Annotated in this window: 16 protein-coding genes and 1 pseudogene; 5 read left to right on the forward strand and 12 right to left on the reverse strand. The window is 61.3% G+C overall.

Annotated elements, in window-relative coordinates:
- Positions 1–184: pseudogene (locus J1G34_RS15035) on the forward strand (hypothetical protein); the annotation flags it as partial.
- Here J1G34_RS15035 and J1G34_RS15040 read toward each other — a convergent pair.
- Positions 181–963, reverse strand: a complete 783-nt coding sequence (locus tag J1G34_RS15040) for a class I SAM-dependent methyltransferase (RefSeq protein WP_065935616.1) — start codon at positions 961–963, stop codon at positions 181–183. The pseudogene J1G34_RS15035 and the gene J1G34_RS15040 overlap by 4 nt on opposite strands.
- 96 nt (positions 964–1,059) lie before the next feature.
- On the opposite strand from J1G34_RS15040, the gene J1G34_RS15045 reads away from it, so the two are divergent.
- Entirely contained in the window at positions 1,060–1,680 is a 621-nt protein-coding gene (locus J1G34_RS15045) for an energy transducer TonB (protein WP_122461866.1), read from the forward strand.
- A gap of 3 nt (positions 1,681–1,683) precedes the next feature.
- On the opposite strand, the gene J1G34_RS15050 is transcribed toward J1G34_RS15045, so the two are convergent.
- The 7 genes from J1G34_RS15050 to ppc all read right to left on the reverse strand — a co-directional run bounded on the left by J1G34_RS15050 (position 1,684) and on the right by ppc (position 8,883).
- Positions 1,684–2,364 carry an extensin-like domain-containing protein gene (locus tag J1G34_RS15050; protein ID WP_122561482.1) on the reverse strand — a complete coding sequence of 227 codons (681 nt, stop codon included), beginning with the start codon at positions 2,362–2,364 and terminating at the stop codon, positions 1,684–1,686.
- A gap of 21 nt (positions 2,365–2,385) precedes the next feature.
- A complete protein-coding gene (locus tag J1G34_RS15055; RefSeq protein ID WP_222994280.1) occupies positions 2,386–3,213 on the reverse strand; it encodes an isocitrate lyase/PEP mutase family protein in 828 nt (275 codons plus the stop codon).
- A gap of 27 nt (positions 3,214–3,240) precedes the next feature.
- Complete coding sequence (locus J1G34_RS15060) at positions 3,241–4,101, reverse strand: DUF72 domain-containing protein (RefSeq protein WP_122561480.1); 861 nt, start codon at positions 4,099–4,101, stop codon at positions 3,241–3,243.
- Entirely contained in the window at positions 4,101–4,391 is a 291-nt protein-coding gene (locus J1G34_RS15065; protein WP_065891953.1) for a hypothetical protein, read from the reverse strand. The genes J1G34_RS15060 and J1G34_RS15065 overlap by 1 nt, the downstream gene beginning before the upstream one ends.
- A gap of 160 nt (positions 4,392–4,551) precedes the next feature.
- The gene (tsaB, locus tag J1G34_RS15070) at positions 4,552–5,238 is read right to left on the reverse strand and encodes a tRNA (adenosine(37)-N6)-threonylcarbamoyltransferase complex dimerization subunit type 1 TsaB (protein ID WP_065886060.1); all 687 of its coding nucleotides are present in this window, start codon (positions 5,236–5,238) and stop codon (positions 4,552–4,554) included.
- An 89-nt stretch (positions 5,239–5,327) separates the two neighbouring features.
- On the reverse strand, positions 5,328–5,975 hold the full coding sequence (adk, locus tag J1G34_RS15075; protein ID WP_003172225.1) for an adenylate kinase: 648 nt from the start codon (positions 5,973–5,975) through the stop codon (positions 5,328–5,330).
- 280 nt (positions 5,976–6,255) lie between these two features.
- On the reverse strand, positions 6,256–8,883 hold the full coding sequence (ppc, locus tag J1G34_RS15080) for a phosphoenolpyruvate carboxylase (RefSeq protein WP_065886059.1): 2,628 nt from the start codon (positions 8,881–8,883) through the stop codon (positions 6,256–6,258).
- Positions 8,884–9,046: 163 nt separating this feature from the next.
- Here ppc and J1G34_RS15085 point away from each other — a divergent pair, with 163 nt between their 5' ends.
- From J1G34_RS15085 to J1G34_RS15095, 3 genes are all read left to right on the forward strand, one after another.
- Complete coding sequence (locus J1G34_RS15085) at positions 9,047–9,391, forward strand: pilin assembly protein (protein ID WP_065891951.1); 345 nt, start codon at positions 9,047–9,049, stop codon at positions 9,389–9,391.
- 281 nt (positions 9,392–9,672) lie between these two features.
- The gene (locus J1G34_RS15090) at positions 9,673–10,098 is read left to right on the forward strand and encodes a DUF4398 domain-containing protein (protein WP_065886057.1); all 426 of its coding nucleotides are present in this window, start codon (positions 9,673–9,675) and stop codon (positions 10,096–10,098) included.
- A 56-nt stretch (positions 10,099–10,154) separates the two neighbouring features.
- The gene (locus J1G34_RS15095) at positions 10,155–10,940 is read left to right on the forward strand and encodes an OmpA family protein (protein WP_222994281.1); all 786 of its coding nucleotides are present in this window, start codon (positions 10,155–10,157) and stop codon (positions 10,938–10,940) included.
- 29 nt (positions 10,941–10,969) lie between these two features.
- On the opposite strand, the gene J1G34_RS15100 is transcribed toward J1G34_RS15095, so the two are convergent.
- The 4 genes from J1G34_RS15100 to J1G34_RS15115 form a co-directional block, all read right to left on the reverse strand.
- Positions 10,970–11,164, reverse strand: a complete 195-nt coding sequence (locus J1G34_RS15100) for a hypothetical protein (protein WP_065886055.1) — start codon at positions 11,162–11,164, stop codon at positions 10,970–10,972.
- Positions 11,165–11,475: 311 nt separating this feature from the next.
- Positions 11,476–11,862 (reverse strand): hypothetical protein, encoded by a 387-nt coding sequence (locus tag J1G34_RS15105; RefSeq protein ID WP_222994282.1) that lies wholly within the window; start codon positions 11,860–11,862, stop codon positions 11,476–11,478.
- A 166-nt stretch (positions 11,863–12,028) separates the two neighbouring features.
- Entirely contained in the window at positions 12,029–12,355 is a 327-nt protein-coding gene (locus J1G34_RS15110) for a hypothetical protein (RefSeq protein ID WP_065886054.1), read from the reverse strand.
- Positions 12,352–13,257: an alpha/beta hydrolase gene (locus J1G34_RS15115; RefSeq protein WP_222994283.1), complete on the reverse strand. Its 906-nt coding sequence runs from the start codon at positions 13,255–13,257 to the stop codon at positions 12,352–12,354. The genes J1G34_RS15110 and J1G34_RS15115 overlap by 4 nt, the downstream gene beginning before the upstream one ends.
- Between the last annotated feature and the right edge of the window lie 13 nt (positions 13,258–13,270).

Raw genomic sequence — 13,270 nt, forward strand, 5'->3', positions numbered from 1 at the left:
CCACGGATTCAAGCCTGCGTTCGGCCAGCGTGGTTTAACGGGGCGCCTGAGATCAAAAGCAGATCAAGATCAAGAGCGACTCGCTTCGCATCGTGGTTACGGTTGGGCGCTGCTGAGTTGTGTAGGTACCTGCAAACTGCAAGTGAAAGGCGCCTTTGCTTGCAGCTTGCAGCTCGCAGCCTAAACCTTAAGCGCCTTCTTGGGATAAATATCATAACGACTGGACTTGCCCTCCAGCGCATGGCTCGGCTTGGGCCCGTCAATGCACGGCGCCTTGCGCGGGCGTTTGACCACTACGCGATGGCTGGCCAGGGCGAGGGCCGCCGCGAGCAATGCCGGTGCATCCAGGTCATCACCGACCAGTGGCCGGAACAGGCGCATTTCCTTCTTCACAAGGGCGGTTTTCTCGCGGTGCGGGAACATTGGGTCCAGGTAGATCACTTGCGGCGGCTCGCCTGCCCAATTGAGCATCACTTCAATGGCGTTGCCCTTGAGCAGCGTCATGCGCGCCACGATCGGCGCCACGTCAAAATCCTGCGCAGCGCGTGCCAGGCCGTCTTCCAGCAAGGCACCAATCAACGGCTGGCGCTCGATCAGGCTCATCTCACAGCCCAGGCTTGCCAGCACGAACGCATCCTTGCCCAGCCCGGCCGTGGCGTCCAGTACACGGGGACGCACACCTTGGGCGACGCCCACGGCCTTGGCGATCATCTGCCCGCTGCCACCGCCATATAGACGCCGGTGCGCCGCGCCGCCTTCGACAAAGTCGACCCGCACCGGGCCCGGTGCGTCCGGTCCGAGCTGTTGCAATTGCAGGCCTTGTTCGCCGACCTGCAGGGAAAAATCCGCCTCATCGCGTTGCACAGGCAAGCCCAACAGCGCAGCCCACTGCGCGGCGCGGGCCTGGAATTCTTCGGCCAAGGCCTCGACCCGAATGCGGCTGGCCGCTGGTTGTTCACTCATCAATCGCTACGCTCGAAAATATTAAGGATCGGCCAATACCGGCCGATAAAAACAACAGTCAGGTATTTTGCCAGAGCTGAGCGTCGACCGAAAAAAATGTCAGACATTCTTCCCCTAACCATCGGTGTACTGCCGACCCACAACCACTACGGCCTGCGCAATACTCAAGCGCTGGCCGGGGTGAGTCATGTGTGGCAGGACTTCTTCGCCCGAGCCCTGGCCGAACAGCTCGGCGCTACGCCGGGCGCGCTGGCCGCCACGGCGCCTGCACCGCAGGACCCGGCGGTGGAACCCGGCGAAGGCGCCGACCTGCTGGCGCAGATCCTCACCCAGCGTGGGTGTGACGTGAAAGACACCGAAGTCGCCCCACCGGAGCCGCTGTTCCTGCCGATTGCCGAATTCGAGACCGAGCTGCTGCCACCCGCGCCTGCGCCGTTCCCTGACGAAGACATCATCGCCCAGCAACGCCAGCAGCATTTCGAAAGCGGCTGGGTACGGCCGATTGTCCTGAATGCGGGCCAACCCGTCGCTGAACCCGGCCCGGCGCCGCAGCCCCGCCCGCTGCATCTGCCGATTGCCGAGTTCGAGCTGGACTTGTTGCCACCGCCCGCGACCCCGTTCACCGAACAGGACCTGGTCGAACAACAGAAGGCCCTGGATTTCGACTACCACTGGGCCCGTCCGTTGATCGTCAACAACCTGCGCCTGGCCGCCTGACGCTTAGCGACACACCCACCAGCGTCCCATGTCCAGATGAAAATGGTTACGGTGTGCAGCGTTGTAGTCGGGGCTCAACACCCCGTTGAACGCGTTACACGCGCTGTCACGCACCTGACGCAGAAACCGTGCGTCAGCGTCGTCGCCCGGCCAATCCTTGAGCACACTGATACGGCGTCCATCGGCCAGGCGAAACCCGGCGATATCCAGGGCATTGGCCGAGGCGTGCTGACTGAGGCGGCCTTCGGCGCGGTTGTAGATATTGCGACAGGCAAAACTGCCCAGGTGATCGACCCGCGTCACCGCCTCGCCATAGATCGCCTGAGCCGCCGGCTGCAGGCTGTGCCGCTCGAACAACGCAAAGGCTACGGCCAACGGGCAACTGGCCAGAAAACTGCTGCTCAAGCCCACCTCCCCGCCCTGTACCCGCAATGTGTTGCGCAACGGGCAGGCGGCGTCGGGGGCTGAGTCCGCCTGGCGGGTCACCCGCAACCCCGAGGTTTTCAGCACTTGGTCGCACAGCAACGGATCATCCTGCAACCGCCCCAGCTTGTAGCGCGTCAAGAGGTTCGGACTGGCGCGTACATCCAGCGGCGCCCAGGGGTTCCACTCCTCCGGCACCGGCACCCAGCCCCGCCATGCGCCCACCGCAACAGCGCCGCCGAGCACCAACAACGCGCCCATCCACCCGATCGACCGCACGGCTTAGCCCTTGAAGAATTGATTGGCCTGGTCGAACGGCATCTTGCGTTCGGTAAAGGTGAAGGTGCCCGATCCATAGACCTCCTGCGCCGCCCGATAAAACTCGCCATAGGCCGCCAGGGCCAGGGCCGAGCCCACGCTGATGCGCCGCACGCCCAACTCACTCAACTGCGCGACGCTGAGGTTCAAGCCACCGGACATCAACACGTTCACCGGCTTGGGCGCGACGGCCTTGACCACCGCCAACACCTCTTCGGCACTGCGCAGGCCCGGCGCATACAGCACATCGGCGCCCGCCTCGGCGTAGGCTTGCAGGCGGCGAATGGTGTCGGGCAAATCCAGGCGGCCATGCAGGAGGTTTTCTGCGCGAGCTGTCAGCGTGAAGGGAAAGGCCAGGCTGCGGGCAGCGGCAACGGCAGCCTCGATGCGCTCGACGGCCAGGTCGAAGGGGTAGATAGGGTCGGCGGCAACGCCCGTGGCGTCTTCGATGGAGCCACCGACGATACCGGTGGCGGCGGCTCGCAGAATGGTCTGGGCACAGCCTTCTGGAGTGTCGCTGAAACCGTTTTCCAAGTCGGCGGCGACCGGCAGCGCAGTCGCCCGGACGATGCTGCCGGCATTGCCCAGGGTGTCCTCCAGCGACAGCGCGCCTTCGGCATCCGGCCGCCCCAGGCTGAACGCAAAGCCAGCGCTGGTGGTGGCCAACGCTTCGAAGCCAAGGCTGGCAAGCATGATGGCGGAACCTGCGTCCCACGGATTGGGCATCACAAAGGCACGATCACGTGTGTGCAGGGCTTGGAAGGTTTCGGCGCGAAGGGTTTGGGCATCCATGACGGGCTCCTGGCGGGGAAAAGAGCCCTAGAGTAACCCCAGTTGCTCCGCCACGGGTTCTCGATGCAAGGTCGGCAGCGGTGCAAGCCCCGGCAGACGTGCCATCAACTGGTCATGGAAACGCAAGGCCAATTGGGCGGCGAGACGGTTGTCCGAGGTGTGCAGGAACATGTAGGGGGTGCGCCCCTCTTCGATCCAACTGGCGATCTTTTCGACCCAGGGCATCAGGAACGGATCGTTGGCTTCAAGCTCGGGGTGCCCGATAAAACGCACTTGGGGACATTGAGTCAACGCCGCCGGGCGCGGTGGCACCCTGGGCTTTTTCGATTGGGCATGCAGGACGGCCGCCGAGGTGGAGGTGCAACTGAACAGCGCGCGCGAATCGAGGCACACGCGCTCGACGCCGCGGTCACGCAACAGGCGGTTGAGCATGCGCTCGGCCTCGCCTTTGGCGAAGAACTCATCGTGACGCACTTCAACCGCCAGTGGACGGTCAATGCCATCGAGGAATCCGGCCAGCTCTCCGAGACGCTGCGGTGTAAAGCCTTTCGACAGTTGCAGCCACAACGGCGACACACGCTCGCCGAGGGGGCTCATCAAGCCGATAAAACTTTCCGCCGCCGGCAGTTGTTCGCGCAAGTCACCGGCATGGCTGATATCACCCGGGAATTTGGCGGTGAAGCGAAAGTCATCGGGCATGATGTCGGCCCAGCGCTGCACGGTTGCGGCCGAGGGTCGAGCATAAAAAGTGGTGTTGCCTTCAACGGCGTTGAAAACCTGGGAATAGAGGCCGAGGTAATCGTTGGCGCGTGCATCGGCGGGGTACAGGTACTCGCGCCAGGCGTTTTCACTCCAGGACGGGCAGCCGATGTAGTAAGGCAGGCGCATCAGATGTGGATATCGAGACCCAGCACTTCCATATCCCATTCGACAAAACCGGCGGTGGTCAGGTAGCTGGCCAGGGCCGTCGCGACGCTTTTGCTCATGGAGCGGGGGAAGACCATGTCTTGCTGACGGGCGGGAAGACCGCTAATGCGTGCTTGAGTGCCGGCCTGCGCGTCGGACTGGACTTCGATGAAGTCCGGCGAGTCCTCGACGGAATCGTCCACCGTCGCGTTAGCCTTGCGCGGCTTACGCTTGATCGGGTACGACTGTGAGGAAAAGCCATCAATACGCATGGACACGAACTCGCTATCAATAGTGGCATTTTAGTGGCGCAATCCGTAACGCGCAAATGCTCTGGTGATAACTAGAACACATAATTGGTAAAAGGTTTAAAAACCGCTGCAAATTCTGACGATTGGCGAAATTTGCCTCAAAATGCCATCATTTTTGACGTCAAATAATCCCGCGTTCCGCCTTGGTTTGCGCAACCTTATCGCGCAAGTACACCGGCGCCGCCTGATCAGCGGCAATGGCCTCGCCACGCTCGAATGCAAAGCGCGCCAAGGTCAGCAAATCCTCTGCATGGGGCAGCATCGCAGGGTCCTGGCCGACCAGCTGAACGCCGATCCGCTCGCCATACCCCCAGCCGGTACCGGCGCCGAACCACTCACCGCTGGCATCTTGCGGCAACACCGATGACTCCGGTGCCTGCACGGCCTCAACGCCCACCAGGCGCATTTCACCGGCGCTCTCGCGATAGCAGCCCCAATACACTTCATCCATCCGCGCATCGATCGCCGCCGCCACCTGGGAAGTACCGTGTTCACGCAGCGCACGTTGGGCCAGCACCGCGAGGTTGGACACCGGCAACACCGGACGCTCCAGCGCAAACGCCAGGCCCTGCACCACGCCAATGGCAATGCGCACGCCGGTAAACGCGCCGGGGCCACGGCCGAAAGCGATGGCATCCACGGCGGCCAGGCTGGTGCCGGCGTCTTCCAGCAGTTGCTTGATCATCGGCAACAGCTTCTGCGCGTGCAGGCGCGGGATCACCTCGTAGTGGCTGGTTACTTTGCCATCGTGCAGCAAGGCAACCGAGCAAGCTTCAGTCGCGGTGTCCAGGGCCAGCAGGGTGCTCATGGGTGGGGGTGTCCAAGTCGAAAAAAGTGCACCAGTATAAACAACAACGGCCCGCAAGCGGGCCGTTGTCAATGCAGCCGATCAACGCATCAGCTCAGTGCTTGCAGCACCTTGGCTGTAATCGCCTCCACGGAACCGACGCCAGGGATATGGCTGTACTTAGGCTTGCCCTGGGCAGCGGAGAGCTTCTGGTAGAAGTCCACCAGCGGCTTGGTCTGGGAATGGTAGACCGACAGGCGATGACGTACGGTTTCTTCGGTATCGTCCTTGCGCTGCACCAGGTCTTCACCGGTGACATCGTCCTTGCCTTCAACCTTCGGTGGGTTGTAGACGACGTGGTACACGCGGCCCGAGCCTTCGTGCACGCGACGACCGGCAATGCGCTGGACGATTTCTTCGTCCTCGACGGCGATTTCAACCACGGCGTCCAACTCGACACCGGCCTTGACCAGGGCTTCAGCCTGGGGAATGGTGCGCGGGAAGCCGTCAAACAGGAAACCGTTCTTGCAGTCTTCCTGGCTGATGCGTTCCTTGACCAGGTTGATGATCAGGTCATCGGAGACCAGGCCACCGCTGTCCATCACGCTCTTGGCGATCAGGCCCAGCTCGGTGCCGGCCTTGACGGCCGCGCGCAGCATGTCGCCGGTGGAGATTTGTGGAATGCCGAATTTTTCAGTGATGAACTTTGCCTGAGTACCTTTACCGGCCCCGGGAGCTCCCAGCAGAATGACGCGCATCGATGTGCTCCTCAATTTTTTATAGAGATGACGCTCGGATTCGCCGCGTGGGGCCAATCTCGTAAAAATGTGGTTCCAGGCCGATCAAACGGCCAAAGGCTGATCAAGATACACAGCGGGCCCTTGCCACACAAGCCGCCCAAAGTAGGAGAAACCCGCGCCAGGCGTGCGTCGGCCAACGGGTTTGCCTGAGCGCAACCCCGCCCCTCAAACAACGACCGCCCTTTTCCGGGCGGTCGTCGCAGTTCATTCGCAAGCCGTTGAGAACACGCGAAAAACCTCAACCGGTGTTGCGCAAACCTGCGGCAATACCGGCTACGGACACCAGCAGCGCCTGTTCCAGAGGGCTGTCCTGCGCCGCTTCGCGTTGGCGTGAGCGGGCGAGCAATTCAGCCTGCAACAGATGCAGGGGGTCCAGGTAGGTGTTGCGCAGGCGGATGAACTCCAGGGTGTCCGGGCTGTGGGCCAACAGTTGCGACTGGCCGGTCAGGCCAAGCACCACCTCGCAGGCCTGCGACAATAGGTCGCGTAAATGCGCGCCCAATGGCAGCAAGTCAGGCTGCACCAGGCGCTCATCATAGAGCCGGGCGATATCGGCGTCGGCCTTGGCCAGCACCATTTCCAGCATATCGATGCGGGTGCGGAAGAACGGCCACTGTTCGCGCATCTGCCCAAGCAACTCACCCTCGCCGCGCTCCAGGGCCTTGCTCAATGCCGCTTCCCAGCCGAGCCAGGCGGGCAGCATCAAGCGGGTCTGGGTCCAGCCGAAGATCCATGGAATCGCGCGCAGGCTTTCAATACCGCCGGCACGCCGCTTGGCCGGGCGGCTGCCCAACGGCAAACGGCCCAGCTCCTGTTCCGGTGTGGACTGGCGGAAATACTCGACGAATTGCGGATTTTCCCGCACCACCGCGCGGTAGGCGCTGACGCCGTCGGCCGCCAATTCGTCCATCAAGTGACGCCAGGCCGGTTCCGGGGGCGGTGGTGGCAACAGCGTGGCTTCGAGCACTGCGGCCAGGTAGAGGTTGAGGTTCTGCTCGGCAATGTCCGGCAGGCCGAACTTGAAGCGGATCATCTCGCCTTGTTCGGTGGTGCGGAACCGCCCCGCCACCGAGCCCGGCGGCTGCGACAGAATCGCCGCATGCGCCGGGCCACCGCCACGGCCGACGGTGCCACCGCGACCGTGGAACAACAGCAACTCCACTTGCTGCTCACGGCAGATGTCCACCAAACGCTCCTGCGCCCGGTACTGCGCCCAGGCGGCGGCGGTGGTGCCGGCGTCCTTGGCCGAGTCCGAATAGCCGATCATCACTTCCTGCGGGCCTTGCAACCGCGCGCGATAGCCCGGCAGCTGCAACAACCGCTCCATCACCGGCCCGGCGTTATCCAGGTCAGCCAGGGTCTCGAACAGCGGCACCACACGCATTGGCCGTTGCACGCCGGACTCTTTGAGCAGCAGTTGCACCGCCAGCACATCCGAGGCGGCACCGGCCATGGAAATCACATAGGAGCCCAGCGATGCGGCCGGTGCAGCGGCGATTTCCCGACAGGTGTTCAAGACTTCCGCCGTGTCTGCCGACGGCTTGAAATAACCCGGCAGCAGCGGTCGACGATTGTCCAGTTCCTTGCTCAGGAAGTCGATGCGCGCTTCTTCGTCCCAGTCCTCATAACGTCCGAGGCCAAGGTAGTCGGTGATTTCAGTCATGGCCGACGCATGGCGAGTGGAGTCCTGGCGCACATCCAGGCGTACCAGGAACAGGCCAAAGGTCACGGCGCGGCGCAGGCAATCGAGCAACGGGCCATCGGCGATCACGCCCATGCCGCACTCATGCAGCGACTGATAGCACAGTTGCAACGGACCGAGCAGGTCGCGATTGTCCTGCAACACCTGCTCCGGTGCCGCTGCGGTGCCATTCAACGAGGCATGGGCCCACTGGCGCGTGGCGCGCAGACGTTCGCGCAACTGCTTGAGCACCGCACGGTAGGGTTCGACGCTGTCTCCCGCCTGGGCCTGCAACGCCGCGCTGGCCTGTTGCATGGACAACTCGGAGGCGAGTTGATCGATATCGCGAAGATACAAATCCGCCGCCATCCAGCGCGCCAGCAACAGCACTTCACGGGTGACCGGCGCAGTGACGTTCGGGTTGCCGTCACGGTCGCCGCCCATCCACGAGGCAAATCGAATTGGCGCAGCCTCAAGCGGCAGGCGCAAACCGGTTGCGGCATGCAAGGCCTGGTCGGCCTTGCGCAAATAATTCGGGATGGCCTGCCACAAGGAATGCTCGATGACGGCAAAGCCCCATTTGGCCTCATCCACCGGCGTAGGCCGCACGCGACGGATTTCCTCGGTGTGCCAGGCCTCGGCGATCAAGCGTTGCAAACGTTCACGGATGTGCTCGCGTTCGGCGCGGGTAAGGTCACGGTGATCCTGCAGCGCCAGTTGCGCGGCGATCGCGTCGTACTTCTGGATCAGGGTGCGACGTGCGACTTCGGTGGGGTGGGCGGTGAGCACCAGTTCGATTTCCAGCCGCGCCAATTGGCGCGCCAGGGATTCATCGCTGTGCCCTTCACGCTGCAGACGGGCCAACAGTTCCGGCAACACGCGGGACTCGAAGGGCGCAGGTTGCGACTCATCGCGCCGGTGAATCAACTGGTACTGCTCGGCAATGTTGGCCAGGTTGAGGAACTGGTTGAAGGCCCGGGCTACGGGCAGCAGTTCGTCTTCCTGCAGTTGATTGAGGCTCGTGCTGAGTTCATCGCCCGCGCCGCGCCGGTCAGCCTTGGCGCCTTTACGGATCTGCTCGATCTTGTCGAGAAAATCACCGCCGTATTGCTCTGCAATGGTGTTGCCCAACAGTTCACCCAGCAGGTGAACATCCTCACGCAAGCGTGCATCGATATCACTCATCAGCCACTCTCCAGCCAGAAATCCGGGACGCGCAGGGGGTCCAGAGTGCCGTCGGCGCAGGTTTCTGACAAGACACTTTAAACCTTGCCGCTTCCCGCTAGTCTCAACATCAGGTCGCCGCGTTATGCACACCGGCGGCTGGACACTCATTATTGAGGTTGCCATGAAAATTCGAGACCTGCCCCAGCATTGGGAAGAGACCGCCAAGGGTCAACTGACCAAAACCGAATACGCCATTCATCTGGATGTGGAGGCCGCCGCGAGACTGGCCGCCCTGGCCGAGATGTACCCCAAGCGTCACGCCGAAGAACTGCTCGGCGAGCTGATCGGCGCCGCCCTTGAAGAATTGGAAGCCAGCTTTCCCTACGTCCAGGGGCAGCAGGTGATTGCCACCGATGAGGAAGGCGATCCGCTGTATGAAGACGTTGGGCCCACACCGCGATTTCTGACCCTGTCACGCCGCTATCTGCATGATTTGTCAGCCGGTAATGACGAACAGCAGCACTGATCACTGTTTTACCCACCCCAATTTAACCCCTGTATTCCGGGCCTTTCAGCGGCCCGGAGTACCGTTGTGCGTGGTGAAAGTTCCAATTTTCTAGAGCTGACCAATCAGTCAGATATTTTTTTAGGCAAATCGCCATCTTCGCTGAACTTTTGAAAAAAGCCTCCGGTCACAGCCAGTAAGCCATCACTTGGAACGCTCGTTTGAACTGGCGTCATGTGCTTTACCGCCGGGCCCGCAAACGAACACCAAGATGGATTTTGATGTTTTTCAGGAGCTACCCAATGGAGTTGAAGACGATGAAGACCAGCACTGCCAAATCCTCGTTTAACCACCTGCGCGGGCTTAAATTGGCCGCGCTGGCAATCGGCACCAGCTTCGTTCTGGCAGGTTGCGCCGGTAACCCGCCGACCGAGCAGTACGCAGTGACACAGTCTGCGGTCAACAGCGCGGTCAGCGCCGGCGGCACCGAGTTCGCAGCCGTGGAAATGAAGTCGGCCCAGGACAAGCTCAAAGAAGCTGAAATCGCCATGCACGACAAGAACTACGACAAAGCCCGTATGTTGGCTGAACAAGCCGAGTGGGATGCTCGTGTCGCTGAGCGTAAGGCCCAGGCTGCCAAGGCCGAGCAAGCGGTGAAGGATTCCCAGAAAGCAGTTGATGAGTTGCGTAAGGAAGGCATGCGCCCGGCTGCTATCCAGCAGAAGTAAGCCGCTGCCCCTTGATTGCATCGCACCTGATATCGAATTGAAAGGACGACACGACTATGCGTAAACAATTGATGATCCCTGCCCTGTTGGCGATGAGCGTTGCCCTGGCAGCCTGCTCCACTCCGCCGAACGCGAACCTGGAAAACGCACGGACCAACTTCACGGCCCTGCAAACCAACCCGCAGGCGACCAAGCTCGCAGCCCTTGAAACCAAAGACGCCAGCGAGTGGCTGGACAAGGCAGACAAGGCCTACCGCGACAAGGAAGACGAGAAGAAAGTCGACCAACTGGCTTACCTGACCAGCCAGCGTGTAGAAGTGGCGAAAGACACCATTTCCCTGCGTGAGTCCGAAGCCAAGCTGAAAAACGCTGGCGACGAACGTGCCCGCGCCCTGCTGGACGCCCGTGACGCGCAGATCAAGCAACTGCAAAACAGCTTGAACGCCAAGCAAACCGATCGCGGCACCCTGGTGACTTTCGGTGACGTGCTGTTTGCCACCAACAAGTCCGACCTGAAATCCAGCGGCCTGGTCAACATCACCAAGCTGGCTCAGTTCCTGCGCGACAACCCGGACCGTAAAGTGATCGTCGAAGGCTACACCGACAGCACCGGTTCCGACTCGTACAACCAGAGCCTGTCCGAGCGCCGCGCCGCTTCCGTACAGCGCGCACTGGCCCAGCAAGGCGTGGACATTTCGCGCATCGTGACCCAGGGTTACGGCAAGGAATACCCGGTTGCCGACAACGGCAGCGTCTCCGGCCGTGCGATGAACCGTCGCGTCGAAGTGACCATTTCCAACGACAACCAGCCAGTCAAGCCACGCTCGTCCGTTGCTAACTGATTGATTGAAGCGGCATAAAAAAACCCACCTTATGGTGGGTTTTTTTTCGGCTCGTCGAACTGTACGGTTCGACCGGTATCTTCAGCCGGCATTTGAATCTGCGGGCCCGCCTGCTTGTCTGCCTGGCTCTCAAGCCTGTTGCGGCGAGCAGCTTCCTGTTCAATCGCCACATGCTGCCTTGCCATGATCAGCATATTTTCCAGCACTGGAATCTTGAATTCCATCCTCGCCTCAAACCGTGTGAGTGACAACGCTTTGTGTGGTATCTGACGAAATAAGGTTCCAGGCATTCCTGCCCAGACCGACGACTGGCCATCCGATGCACGAAAAAAAACCGCCCCTGCAGGCTAATGCCGTTCAGTTAAGGCTTTTTGTAGGAGCGAGCTTGCTCGCGAAAAACCACAGGCGCCGCGTTCAACCAGGAAACACGCGTTATCGTTGACGTTTTTCGCGAGCAAGCTCGCTCCTACAGAGGGCGATGTACGCTTAACTGAACAGCATTAGCCCCTGCAGGCGGTTTTTCCAGGAGGCTTGATCAGTTGCCGATTTGGCCTGAACCTTGATAGTCCGGCTGCTGGATCTGCCCCTGGCCCTGGCCCGCACTCTGCCCACCGCTTTGGCCATCTTCGGCGCCTTGACCGCCCTGGGCACCAGCGCCCTGCGCACCGCCCGCCTTCTGCGCGAGCAACTTCTTCAGCAGCTCCTCCAATTCCTTGAGGGGATCTTCACCACCGGCACCACTATTTCCCTGGCTGCCTTGAGAACCTTTGGCTTTAATATCCTGGATCTGCTTTTGTACATCTTTAATCTGCTGGTCGAGGCCTTGCGAGCCTCCCTGGCCATTGCCAGCGCCGCCCACACCCCCCATGCCGCCCATGCCACCCATGTTCGCGCCGCCCGAGATACCGTTGATTCCTGCCATAAATGCTAACTCCAACCTATGAATTAAGGGACCGATCAGCCTTGCCAATCAGTGAATAATCAGTGGTGGGTGAGTCAGGATGGTTCCGGCCTGTCGAGTGGCTGACATGCGTGAAATCAATAGTCTGTAAAGACTAGGGTGGTTTCCCACGGCTGGGAGGCAGAATTCACTGTTGCAGTTGCGGAGTTTCTTGCCCGATGCAACGCACTGCCTGTTTCTTGTTGTTCACCAGTACGCCGCTCAAGCCTTTCTGGTCGGTATCGAACATCACCAGCACACCGTCCACACACTGCGCCACTTGAGCGGCGGGGGTCAGTGAGACTTTGTAATCCTCCCCCGGCACGGTCTTGAGCATCGTGAATTCACTGAGCAGCAGCGCATCTTCCGGCTTGGCGAAGTGCAGGTAGCCGTAGTACCACAAACAGCCGACCGTACCGATGATGGTGCCGATCCCTGTGAGAATCAGCGGGATCATGTTGCGCTCTTCACTCATTGCGGGCTCTCTGATGGGTCAACCTTGGAAAGGGGGTAATTCGGTATTTCGCCCAGACGCCGCAGGCCGTTGAAATGCTGCGGGTCATCCAGGTAACGCAACATGACGGTTTGCCAGGTCTTGTCGGCAAACGTCTGCACATGCCCGCCCCGCGTCAGCTGCAGCACCCTGGGCGGCGGCGCCGCTTGGTACAGGCGTATGCCGTTGGACACGGGCACGATCGGATCATCCAGGCTGTGAAACAGCAGTTTGGGAACGCCCTTGAGCTGGGGCATGGCGTTGATCGCGCTGTCGGCGTCAGGTACCAGCCAGGACAGAGGGACCTGAAACGGCCATGTTAACCAGGATGTGCTCAGGGCAAATTGTCCCACGTCACGATAACTGGCGGGCACACCGTCCAATACCAGGGCCTTGAGCCGGGACTGGCGCTCAGGGTGAGCCGCCAGATAATGCACCGCCAATGCGCCGCCCAGGCTCTGGCCAAGCACGACCAACGGCTGCCCCTGGGCTTCGGGGGCCTGATCCAGCCAGTTGAAGGCTGCGTCCACGTCCTGGTAGATAGCCGGCAGTGACGGCTTGCCTTGCGAAAGCCCATAACCGCGATAGTCGAGCAACAGCACCTGGTAGCCCTGCTCCGGCAACCACCAACTGCCGCCCAGATGCCACGCCAGGTTGCCGCCGTTGCCGTGCAGGTGCAGCACCGTGCCTTTGAGGGGCACGCCAGGCTTGGCCGGCAGCCACCAGGCGTGCAGTTTCACGCCGTCGGCAGTGGTGAGGGTGACGTCGCGATACGCCAGGTGGGCTTTTTCCGGCGTGAACGGCAGGCCGGGCTCGGGGTAGAACAGCAGGGAGCTGCAGCCGTTCAATGTGAGTAGCAGGCACAGAATGCCGAGGATTCTCATCCGTTGAGCCTCG

Source organism: Pseudomonas sp. Wu6, assembly GCF_019891515.1.
GTDB classification, from domain to species: Bacteria; Pseudomonadota; Gammaproteobacteria; order Pseudomonadales; family Pseudomonadaceae; genus Aquipseudomonas; species Aquipseudomonas orientalis_A.

What these genes read in the sequence shown, in the direction of transcription:
- J1G34_RS15040 (WP_065935616.1), bottom strand. Translation starts at nt 963, where the DNA reads ATGAGTGAACAACCAGCGGCCAGCCGCATTCGGGTCGAGGCCTTGGCC.
- J1G34_RS15045 (WP_122461866.1), top strand. Translation starts at nt 1,060, where the DNA reads ATGTCAGACATTCTTCCCCTAACCATCGGTGTACTGCCGACCCACAAC.
- J1G34_RS15050 (WP_122561482.1), bottom strand. Translation starts at nt 2,364, where the DNA reads ATGGGCGCGTTGTTGGTGCTCGGCGGCGCTGTTGCGGTGGGCGCATGG.
- J1G34_RS15055 (WP_222994280.1), bottom strand. Translation starts at nt 3,213, where the DNA reads ATGGATGCCCAAACCCTTCGCGCCGAAACCTTCCAAGCCCTGCACACA.
- J1G34_RS15060 (WP_122561480.1), bottom strand. Translation starts at nt 4,101, where the DNA reads ATGCGCCTGCCTTACTACATCGGCTGCCCGTCCTGGAGTGAAAACGCC.
- J1G34_RS15065 (WP_065891953.1), bottom strand. Translation starts at nt 4,391, where the DNA reads ATGCGTATTGATGGCTTTTCCTCACAGTCGTACCCGATCAAGCGTAAG.
- tsaB (WP_065886060.1), bottom strand. Translation starts at nt 5,238, where the DNA reads ATGAGCACCCTGCTGGCCCTGGACACCGCGACTGAAGCTTGCTCGGTT.
- adk (WP_003172225.1), bottom strand. Translation starts at nt 5,975, where the DNA reads ATGCGCGTCATTCTGCTGGGAGCTCCCGGGGCCGGTAAAGGTACTCAG.
- ppc (WP_065886059.1), bottom strand. Translation starts at nt 8,883, where the DNA reads ATGAGTGATATCGATGCACGCTTGCGTGAGGATGTTCACCTGCTGGGT.
- J1G34_RS15085 (WP_065891951.1), top strand. Translation starts at nt 9,047, where the DNA reads ATGAAAATTCGAGACCTGCCCCAGCATTGGGAAGAGACCGCCAAGGGT.
- J1G34_RS15090 (WP_065886057.1), top strand. Translation starts at nt 9,673, where the DNA reads ATGGAGTTGAAGACGATGAAGACCAGCACTGCCAAATCCTCGTTTAAC.
- J1G34_RS15095 (WP_222994281.1), top strand. Translation starts at nt 10,155, where the DNA reads ATGCGTAAACAATTGATGATCCCTGCCCTGTTGGCGATGAGCGTTGCC.
- J1G34_RS15100 (WP_065886055.1), bottom strand. Translation starts at nt 11,164, where the DNA reads ATGGAATTCAAGATTCCAGTGCTGGAAAATATGCTGATCATGGCAAGG.
- J1G34_RS15105 (WP_222994282.1), bottom strand. Translation starts at nt 11,862, where the DNA reads ATGGCAGGAATCAACGGTATCTCGGGCGGCGCGAACATGGGTGGCATG.
- J1G34_RS15110 (WP_065886054.1), bottom strand. Translation starts at nt 12,355, where the DNA reads ATGAGTGAAGAGCGCAACATGATCCCGCTGATTCTCACAGGGATCGGC.
- J1G34_RS15115 (WP_222994283.1), bottom strand. Translation starts at nt 13,257, where the DNA reads ATGAGAATCCTCGGCATTCTGTGCCTGCTACTCACATTGAACGGCTGC.